8 protein-coding genes and 2 pseudogenes are annotated in these 8,878 nt (G+C 69.0%); 3 read left to right on the top strand and 7 right to left on the bottom strand.

What is annotated here, in order from left to right; translation table 11 throughout:
* The first annotated feature begins 140 nt into the window (after window positions 1-140).
* A protein-coding gene (locus tag ABT288_RS48315) for an IS5 family transposase (RefSeq protein WP_451337261.1) occupies window positions 141-1,015 on the top strand; the annotation gives its coding sequence in 2 pieces (ribosomal slippage) (window positions 141-528 and window positions 528-1,015; 876 coding nt in all).
* Between the two features lie 21 nt (window positions 1,016-1,036).
* On the opposite strand, the gene ABT288_RS48310 is transcribed toward ABT288_RS48315, so the two are convergent.
* Window positions 1,037-1,684 carry a tetratricopeptide repeat protein gene (locus ABT288_RS48310; RefSeq protein WP_351623003.1) on the bottom strand — a complete coding sequence of 216 codons (648 nt, stop codon included), beginning with the start codon at window positions 1,682-1,684 and terminating at the stop codon, window positions 1,037-1,039.
* Window positions 1,685-2,291: 607 nt separating this feature from the next.
* Here ABT288_RS48310 and ABT288_RS48305 point away from each other — a divergent pair.
* Both ABT288_RS48305 and ABT288_RS48300 read left to right on the top strand, forming a co-directional pair.
* Window positions 2,292-2,900, top strand: a pseudogene (locus ABT288_RS48305) (hypothetical protein); the annotation flags it as partial.
* Window positions 2,901-3,042: 142 nt separating this feature from the next.
* On the top strand, window positions 3,043-3,639 hold the full coding sequence (locus ABT288_RS48300) for an alpha/beta hydrolase (protein ID WP_351623000.1): 597 nt from the start codon (window positions 3,043-3,045) through the stop codon (window positions 3,637-3,639).
* A 383-nt stretch (window positions 3,640-4,022) separates the two neighbouring features.
* On the opposite strand, the gene ABT288_RS48295 is transcribed toward ABT288_RS48300, so the two are convergent.
* The 6 genes and pseudogenes from ABT288_RS48295 to ABT288_RS48270 all read right to left on the bottom strand — a co-directional run.
* Window positions 4,023-4,634 (bottom strand): GAF domain-containing protein, encoded by a 612-nt coding sequence (locus tag ABT288_RS48295; protein ID WP_351622997.1) that lies wholly within the window; start codon window positions 4,632-4,634, stop codon window positions 4,023-4,025.
* On the bottom strand, window positions 4,600-5,220 hold the full coding sequence (locus ABT288_RS48290; RefSeq protein WP_351622994.1) for a GTP-binding protein: 621 nt from the start codon (window positions 5,218-5,220) through the stop codon (window positions 4,600-4,602). The genes ABT288_RS48295 and ABT288_RS48290 overlap by 35 nt, the downstream gene beginning before the upstream one ends.
* The gene (locus tag ABT288_RS48285; protein WP_351622991.1) at window positions 5,198-5,584 is read right to left on the bottom strand and encodes a DUF742 domain-containing protein; all 387 of its coding nucleotides are present in this window, start codon (window positions 5,582-5,584) and stop codon (window positions 5,198-5,200) included. Before ABT288_RS48285 ends, ABT288_RS48290 begins: the two co-directional genes overlap by 23 nt.
* Before the next feature lie 3 nt (window positions 5,585-5,587).
* The gene (locus tag ABT288_RS48280; RefSeq protein WP_351622988.1) at window positions 5,588-5,980 is read right to left on the bottom strand and encodes a roadblock/LC7 domain-containing protein; all 393 of its coding nucleotides are present in this window, start codon (window positions 5,978-5,980) and stop codon (window positions 5,588-5,590) included.
* Window positions 5,981-6,054: 74 nt separating this feature from the next.
* The gene (locus ABT288_RS48275; protein WP_351622985.1) at window positions 6,055-7,578 is read right to left on the bottom strand and encodes a sensor histidine kinase; all 1,524 of its coding nucleotides are present in this window, start codon (window positions 7,576-7,578) and stop codon (window positions 6,055-6,057) included.
* A gap of 713 nt (window positions 7,579-8,291) precedes the next feature.
* A pseudogene (locus ABT288_RS48270) lies at window positions 8,292-8,644 on the bottom strand (transposase family protein); the annotation flags it as partial.
* Window positions 8,645-8,878: the final 234 nt, after the last annotated feature.

The raw sequence follows: 8,878 nt of genomic DNA, 5'->3' as shown, positions 1-8,878 counted from the left end.
TCGACAGCTGCAACGGTCGGCGGAACTCCCCGATCATCCCCGTCGACCATGCTGCCGCACCGGGAAACTCCAAGATCCCCGACAGAGTCAAGCTAGGGTCTGTTGCGAAAGTGGATCTTGTTCGTCGATGATCAGGTCCCGTGGGGCGTGGGGATCTGACCAACGGCCAGTGGGCCCGGCTTGAGCCCCTGCTGCCGACGGGACTCAAACCGGGTCGGCCGCAGGTGTGGACGCGGCGGCAGTTGATAGACGGCATACGGTGGCGGACGCGGACTGGTGCGCCTTGGCGGGACGTGCCCGAACGTTATGGGCCGTGGGACCGGGTCTATGACCTGTTCCGGCGCTGGCAGCGGGATGGCACCTGGGCGAGAATCCTCACCCAGCTCCAGGCCGAGGCGGACGCGAAGGGCCTGATCACCTGGGATGTCAACGTCGACTCCACTGTCTGCCGGGCCCACCAGCACGCTGCCGGGGCGGCGAAAAAGGGGACCTTCAGAAGGAGCCACCCGGCGGGATCTTCGTCGAGCCGGCCGACCACGGCCTCGGACGCTCGCGCGGCGGACTGACCAGCAAGATCCACCTCGCGGTCGAGCAGGGGCAGAAGCCCTTGTCCGTCGTGATCACGGCCGGGCAGCGGGGCGACTCCCCGCAGTTCGAAGCGGTCCTGGAAGCCATCCGAGTTCCGAGGCTGGGGCTTGGCAGGCCGCGCAAGCGCCCGGACCGGGTCCGGGCCGACAAGGCATACGACTCGCGCAGCAATCGCTCCTACCTGCGCAGACGCGGGATCAAGGCCACCATCCCGGTTCCGGCGGACCGTGTCCGCAACCGGCTCAAGCGCGGATCGCGTGGCGGGCGGCCGCCGAAGTTCGACAAGGACGACTACAAGCAGCGGCACGCGGTCGAGTGCGGGATCAACCGGCTCAAGCGTCACCGGGCCGTTGCCACTCGGTACGACAGACTCGCCGTCCGCTACGAAGCGACAGTGCTGGTCGCAGCCATCAATGAGTGGCTGTGACCAGCGCTTCCCAGTCAGAGCCTAGGAACGGATGTGCGTGCGGGCTTGCTCGATCCACCCCAACACGGCCTTGGCACCGCAGCTCTCGGCGACCGATTGCGCCTCGTCAAGGTGGAGGAACGCTGCCGCTGGGTCGCCGGTTTCGGCCGCGAAGTAGGCCAGTGCCACCAGGCCAGCTGCTTCCCCGGGCCGGAAGCCGATCTCACGGCGCAGTGTCACCGATTCAATCAACCGCTCGCGGGCCTGATCGAAGCGGCCTGCATCCTTGTCGGTGAAGCCGAGATGCCTAATCGCATAGGACATAGTCATCCGGTCGTCGACGGATTTCGCCAGCGCGTACGACCGCTCGAAGTACGGCCTGCCAGTGACGCCGTCGCCCTTGACCACCTGGTGCCAGCAGCCGACCCAGAACAGCGCTTCCGCCTCACCCGACGCATCCCCCAGACGCTCGTACAACTCGGCCGCGCGCTCAAACAGCACCAGTTCCTGGGGGTTCTCTTCGCGGTCGTTCAGGAAGCGGACGTGCAGCACCTTGCCCCGTGCCATGGCAAGCGGCGCCTCGACTGAGTCCAGCACCTCATCCGACCGGTCCAGCGCGGACGTGTCTCCGCCGAACATCGCCGCTTCGAACAGTTCTCCCGCACGTTCGATCCAGTCTTGCCCTTGCATACCTCTACCCCTCCCCTTCGGACGTTGACAGCGCCGAGGCTATCTCCGCACTCCCGGCGGCACGCGGGAATTGTGGGGCGGCGTCTCTCGAACACCCCAGTCGTCCGTGAGCTGGGAGTGCCAGCAGGCCGGCCCTGGCCCGTCAGCTCCTCCAAGGAAGCCTGGTCTGGGTCGTGGAGCCAGCCGCCTACGGCTTTCGCAACAGGCCCTAGCTCAGTCGAACAGGCCAGTGACGACGTGCGCGGTTCCCGCGCGACGGTGGCCTTGCCGCGGTCGGCGTGTCTGCCGTCGCCGACGAACTCCACTGCTGCGGCTACTCCGCAAGGCGTCAAGCACCTCGAGCGAGCTGTGGGGCCACTCCTTGGCGGCGGGGGATCGGGCGGCCTGGAGCTCTTGTTGCGCGTCGGCCTGGGGGCTCCGCGCTCAGCGACGAGCAGGCCGGCACAAAGAGAGGACTGGCGGGAGGGCACAGCCGGACGAGGTCACTGCTCGTGCCGATTGCGGCCGCGGTGAACGCCAGGGCCTCCAGATCCGCAGGCCACTGCGGCGGTACGGCGTACAACAGCCGATCGCCAGTTCTTTGATCGCTGCTCAACAAGGGGGTCCCATGAAACACCGCCGACCGCGCCACCGTCGCAGAGTGATCGCCAGAGCGGTCGGTACGGCCGGTAAGCTGGCCATCGCGCTGGGTGCGGGGATGACGCCGGCGATGGCCGCCGGGAAGACGGCCAACAGGCTCACCGCCACCGGGTTCTCGCCCACCCAGCCCGAGCGGGACGACGCGCCCTGGGCGCCCCGGCACGACGGGGTGCCGAAGCAGCACACGGCCGTCCGTCCGGAGGCCGTCACGCCCCGCGCGGGCACGTCCGCTCTCCAGCTCAGTCTGCCCGCACGGACCGGGCGCCACGGCGTGGGCACGTTCAGCCTGCACCTCGTCGACAAGTCCCGCACGGACCCGTACGTGCCCGGTGGCAAGCCGCGCGAGCTGATGGTGTCGTTCTGGTACCCGGCCGCCTCCACCCGCGGTGACTACGCGGCGCCGTGGATGCCAGCAGTCTCCGGCGCCCACTTCCTCGCCTCCCAGGGCCTGACGCCACAACAGGTGACGTTGCCGAAGACCGCGGGCCATGTCCTCGCCCCGGTCGACGCGAAGCTCGGCAAGCTGCCCGTCCTGCTGTACTCCAGCGGGCTGCACTCGGACCGCGCGAGGGGCACCGTGCTCGCCGAGGACCTGGCCAGCCGCGGCTACCTCGTCGTCACCGTCGACCACACCCACGACGCCAACGAGGTGCAGTTCCCCGACGGACGGGTCGAGGTCAACACCATGCCGGCTGGCGCGCACTCCTCCGAGACGCTCAATGTGCGCGCTGCCGACATCCACTTCGTCCAACCAGCTCGCTGCGATCGCCAAGGGTGGCAACCCGGACGTCGACCGCGCCAGGCTCCCCACCGGGCTGTCGCACGCCGTGGACATGCCCCGCATCGGGATGTTCGGCGCTTCGCTGGGCGGCGCGGCGGTCGACACCTCCATGCAGCTCGACCACCGCATCGCCGCCGGCGCCAATCTGGATGGCCAGTTCTTCGGCTCGGCGCCGAGCAAGAACCTGGACCGCCCCTTCATGCTGTTCAGCTCCGCCACCCACAACCGTGACAACGACGGGTCGTGGCGCACGCTGTGGTCGCATCTGAAGGGATACCGGGTCGACATCCAGCTCCACGGCGCGGCGCACGTGTCGTTCGTTGACGACGAGGCGATGGCGCCGCAGGAGGCGATCCTGCTCAGACTCACGCCGGCCCAGCTCCAGCAGGTGTACGGCACGATCGACCCCAACCGCGCGATCGAGATCCAGCGCGTCTACCTCGCCGCCTTCTTCGACCAGGAACTGCGCCACCGGCACAGCACCCTGCTCGACGGCCCCGACAAGAAATACCCGGAGTTCTCCTTCGTCCGCTGACCAGAGCCTTCGAAGGGCCGGCCCTGAGCGCTCTTGTGCCCGGGCATATTCAAGTTCAACGGCAAAGGCGGCCGGGCGGCCCTCCCAGGGAAGGTGGTGACGACCCGCTGGCCCGATCCGGCCGACGCGGGCATCAACCTCGGGTTCCTCAGCACCAACTGGTCGTCTTGCCGAGGCCGGCACGGGACGGACGCTGGTCCGAAGGGCGAGCGACGGCAGCCGCCCGCAGCAGGGGAGCGGGCCCCTGCACACCGCGAGCATCAGGGCATCGCGAACGCCCGACCGCTGGGATCCCTTGGCCGAGATTTTCGGCATGGGCGGGTGCTGGACGGCCGCGCCGGGCACTTTCCGGGGGCGGCCGCGTGCGGGTTCGGCAGCGCCGGTCAGTTCCGACGGCGCGCCGACTCCTCGATTCGTTCGACCAGTTCCGCTGCCATGGCCTTGATCGTTTCCAGCCCCGTATGCCCCCATGGGTGCGGGTCCTGGTCGACTACGCAGATCGTGCCGAGCACTACGCCGGTGCTGTCTATCAGTGGTGCGCCCAGGTAGGAGTGGACGCCGATCGCGTCGACCACGGGGTTACCGGCGAACCGCGGGAAGTCCCGGATGTCCTCCAGCACCAGCGCCCGGCGGCGCTTGACCACGTGCGGGCAGATGCCCATGTCGATGTCGCGGGGCATGACGCGGCCGGGCACGGGGTCCTTCAGCAACGGCGGTCCCACGTGGACCGTGGTGTCCTGTGCGACGCTGTACAACCCTGCGAAGTACTGGCGGTCGGCGTCGAGGAAGAAGTTGACCCCGGCGTAGCAGCCACCGGTACGGTGTGCCAGCTTCCGTGCGAAGGCGTCGAGTTCCGTATCCGGACGGGCTTCGATGCCCAGCTCGCGCAGCCGCTCGGTTCTGGTACGCACCTGTGGGTCCTCCGGGGGAAGGAGCAGGTGGCGCAGGGCGATCCCGGACTCAGGCCCGGAGGAGTTGGTCGGTGTCGCTGCCATGGGAACTCCTTGTCGTGAGCAGATGCTGAATCAGTTCGAGCAGTACGCGGATGCCCGCGCTCTGGACGCGCGCGTCGCACAGCACGACCGGCACCTCCTGCCTGAGGTCGAGAGCGGTCCGCACCTCCTCCGCGCGGTAGCGGTGGGCGCCGTCGAACTCGTTGACGGCAACGACGAAGGGGATGCCACGCCGCTCGAAGAAGTCCACCGCTGCGAAGGAGTGCTCCAGCCTGCGGGTGTCGGCGAGGACCACCGCCCCGAGCGCTCCCTCGGAGAGTTCGTCCCACATGAACCAGAAGCGTTCCTGTCCTGGCGTGCCGAACAAGTACAGGACGTGGGACGGACTGAGCGTGATCCGGCCGAAGTCCAGGGCCACCGTGGTGGTGGCCTTGTTCTCCACTCCGTCCAGCCGGTCCGTGGCCGCGCTGACGGCGGTCAGTATTTCCTCGGTGCTCAGCGGCTCGATCTCGCTGAGCGCGTTGACGAAGGTCGTCTTTCCCACGCCGAACCCGCCGGCGATGAGCACCTTGATTCCCACCGGCAGGACTCTGGCGGGCAGCGGATCACAGTCGTTTGAGGAGGCCATCGCGTACCGCTTCCAGGAGGTCTCGATCAGGTCGTGCGGAGTGGCCCGGGGGAGGCGAGGGCGCATCACCTGCGACCACCGCGCCTCCCTCGGCCAGATCGGACAGCAGCACCTTGACCACGGCGGCGGGCACCTGCATCCGGGCCGCGACCTCGGCGACGCTCACAGGCCGCTCGCACAGCGCCAGCACCTGCGCATGATCCAGTCCGAAGGCGCCCTGCGTCTGGGCGCCAGTGGCCTGCACCACGGTCACGAGCGTGAAGTGGGACGTGGCCCTGGTCCGGCCGTCGCTCACGGTGTAGGGACGGACCAGCCGCCCGACCGCTTCGTCGATCAGCGGTCCGTCTGGGAGGACCGGCGTCATCGGTTACCCCACCGGGTGCCGGGGCGGTGTGGCCAGGTGCGGGCGCACGCTCTTCACCATCATCCCCATCTCGTAGCCCAGCACCGCTGCATCCGCCTCGCGTCCGGCCAGCACCGCCAGCACCGCGCCGTGCCCGGCGGCCGAGACGAACAGCAGCGAGGTGCTGAGTTCCGTCACGATCTGTCGCACGTCACCGCCGTCGTCGAAGTGCCGGCCCGCGCTGCGCGCCAACGAGTACAGCCCACTGGCAAGGGCGGCCAGCTGGTCCGCGGCGTCCGCGTCGAGTCCCTCCGCTGCCTTCACCAGCCCGTCCGAGGACAGCAACAAGGCACTTCGGGTGTGTGGCACCCGGTTCACCAGACCTGTCAACAGCCAGGAAAGGTCTTCGCTCGCCACGATCGTGTACTCCTCTTCGACGGAAGGAAACGGCTTGCTGGACGGGGCCCCGGGCCTTCAGGGCGGCTCGGCTGTCAGTGCGTCTCCGCTTCCTCGGCTCTGCGCAGTCCGGTCTGGAACGCGGCCATCAGGCCCGGGTCGTGTGGGATGTCCTCGGCGGCACGGGCGCTGGGGACCGGGTGCGGCCGTTCGGCGCCGTGGTCCTGGCGGCGCCGCTGAGGCAGCCGCGGACGGTCGTCCTCGCCGTCGGAGGGCACCGGGGCGGGCTGGGTTCCGGACTCGGACACGAGCGGATCCGCAACGACGCCCACCGCTGTCGCACGGGAGTCCGCCGTCTCGGGTTCCACCGGGTCCTGCGGCCCCGCGTCAGGGGCCGGGACGGTGTGGAGGACTGGCGTGGGAGCTGCGGGCTGCGGGCCGAGCAGTGCCTTGGGCAGCACCATGACGGCCTGCGTGCCGCCGTAGACGTTGCTCAGCAACTGCACGGCGATGTCGTGCCGCTGAGCCAGGGCGGAGACCACGTACAAGCCGATCCGGCCGTCCTGCAGCAGCTCGCCGAGGGCGACCTTGTCGGGTGCACTCAGAACGGTGTTCATCTGGTTGCGCTCGGCCGGGGACATGCCCAAGCCCCGGTCCTCGACCTCGATCGCCACCCCCGCGGCGACGGGCTCCACCCGCACGTGCACCGTGGTCTGGGGCGGTGAGAAGACCGTGGCGTTCTCCAGCAGCTCGGCCAGCAGATGGACGACGTCGACCACAGCGTGGCCGCTGACCGTTCCATCGATGGGGGGGACCAGCTTGACCCGGGCGTACTGGTCGATCTCTGCGACGGCGGAACGCAGCACGTCGGTCAGGCCGACGGGGCGGGCCCACTGGCGGTGGGTGTTCGCGCCGCCGAGCACGGCCAGGTTCTCGGCGTAGCGGCGGATCCGGGTGGACAGGTGATCCACCCGGAACAGCCCCTTGAGCAGTTCGGGGTCCTCGACCTCGTTCTCCAGGTTGTCCAGCAGGCCGATCTCGCGGTGCACCAGGGACTCCAGGCGGCGCGCCAGGTTGGCGAACACCTCGAACTGCTCCAGCCGGGAGTTGTGCTCCGCACCGACCGCACCGGCGGCGGTCTCCAGCAGGGCTGCCTCCGCCTCGTGCCGGGCCGCAGCGATCTCGAATCCAAGGCGGGAGAGTTCGTCCGGGCCGGTCTGCGGCGGCAGTTCCGGTCGGCGCCGCAGGGCCCGCTCCCCAGCCCGCAACCGGCGGCACAGCAACTCCAGTTCGGCCCTGCCCTCGGCTGTGGTACGGGTCAGCTCGGCCAGTTCGGCACGGTTCCGGTCGGCCGCGCGGGACAACTCCGCCCAGTGCTTGGTGACTGCTCGTGCCTCCGCTGCAGCCCGTACGCCCGCGATCCCGGACGCCATGGCACCGATGAGGACCACGCCGGCCAACACCGCGCCCTGGTCCGCCCGGTCCAGGTGGCCATCGCCGACCAGCGCGGCGGCCACCGCACCGGTCACGGCGACCACGCCCGGCGGCAGCACGGACCACAGCACCTGACGCCGCCTCAAGAACCTGCCTCGCGACTCGGCCGTCACACGGGCGGTCATGGGTGACACCTGCCGGTCGTCCGGCGGCGTGGAAGGATCAGGCATAACAGTCCCCGGACAGTACGATGATCGGACCGGGCGCGCACGTTACCGCGTACCGGGACTCCGGTGTCAGCCCCTGGCGCGCACAGAGATCGAACCGTTGCCCTTCGACTTCGTTTTCGACGCGCCCGTCCCAGTCGTGCGAGTGGTGACACGGCCACTGCCACGGGGGACAGGACCATGCCTGCGGACGTCACCATAAGGCTGGTGCGGCTCGGCTCGCTGCTCGGCGGACACCTCGCGGAGGCGTTGGGGGGCGTTTACTGTGTTGGACGGGCCGGTGCGCAGTGTACGGATGGCCATGGGTCGGTGCGCTCTCGCAGGCTGAGCGGCCGGCCGCTGCCGAGCCGCGAGCGAAGTGACGTAGCACGCCACGTGTACAGGCGGCTGCTTGCAGCCGCTAGGAGGAGAGCTTGTCGACCCTCCACAGGACGCGGCTGCGCATGTGCAGAGAGCGGTCGAGGAAGCCCAACACGAGGTCAGATGGCGCCGGACGATGGTGTCCGGCCTAAGACATGGAAGGTCCTGACCTTCTCGGAGGGGCCGGAGTGCTGCCCCCTCCTTGCCGGTCAAGGGGACGAGTCGTACGCAGATGCGGCAGCCCATGCCCGAGCGGCACGGAGAAACGGACCGGTGGCAACACCGGCACCGCGCTCCGTGCCAGCTCAACAGTAGGGCCGGTCGGCGGCGATCCGGTCGATGGGCAGCAGGGTGCCGTCGAGAATCACGAACGCCTTGTGTGTGGCGGTGCGTACGGCTGTGGCGAGGTCCGGTGCGACGGCGGCCAGGACCTCGACCGCTTCGGTGATGTAGCGGTAGACGGTGGCGATCCCGACCCCGAACCGGCTGCGAGCTGGGCGTATGTGTGTCCGCACCGCAGGTGGGCCAGGACCAGCAGGGCCTGCCGAGCTGCGGGGAGCCGACGCCACCGCGTGCCCCGCTCCAGGCGTCGGGTGGCCAGCAAGCGGGAGAGGTAGCGCAGGGTCGAACTGGACAGATCGATCCCCGATGGGTAAACGAGCACGTGAAGCTCCGGGCAGACGGGTTGATTTGGTCGCCAACCCATCTACCAGGACCTTCACCTCTTCCCGAACACCCTCCATCCCAACCGGCCATCATTCCGGCAAAGTTGGGCACTGATCAGTTGGTTGTCCTGACAGGAGGGAGCCTCCCCCTGAGTGGTGGACACGCTGATACTGGATCTGCTTGATCCGGAGGAAGCGAGAAGACCGCCGATGGCGATGAAGGACTACTCGGA

Source organism: Streptomyces sp. NPDC001093, from assembly GCF_040298985.1.
Taxonomy (GTDB): Bacteria; Actinomycetota; Actinomycetes; order Streptomycetales; family Streptomycetaceae; genus Streptomyces.
This window is presented reverse-complemented; position numbering and strand designations above follow the sequence as displayed.

What these genes read in the sequence shown, in the direction of transcription:
- ABT288_RS48310 (WP_351623003.1), bottom strand. Translation starts at nt 1,684, where the DNA reads ATGCAAGGGCAAGACTGGATCGAACGTGCGGGAGAACTGTTCGAAGCG.
- ABT288_RS48300 (WP_351623000.1), top strand. Translation starts at nt 3,043, where the DNA reads ATGTGCGCGCTGCCGACATCCACTTCGTCCAACCAGCTCGCTGCGATC.
- ABT288_RS48295 (WP_351622997.1), bottom strand. Translation starts at nt 4,634, where the DNA reads ATGGCAGCGACACCGACCAACTCCTCCGGGCCTGAGTCCGGGATCGCC.
- ABT288_RS48290 (WP_351622994.1), bottom strand. Translation starts at nt 5,220, where the DNA reads ATGGCCTCCTCAAACGACTGTGATCCGCTGCCCGCCAGAGTCCTGCCG.
- ABT288_RS48285 (WP_351622991.1), bottom strand. Translation starts at nt 5,584, where the DNA reads ATGACGCCGGTCCTCCCAGACGGACCGCTGATCGACGAAGCGGTCGGG.
- ABT288_RS48275 (WP_351622985.1), bottom strand. Translation starts at nt 7,578, where the DNA reads ATGACCGCCCGTGTGACGGCCGAGTCGCGAGGCAGGTTCTTGAGGCGG.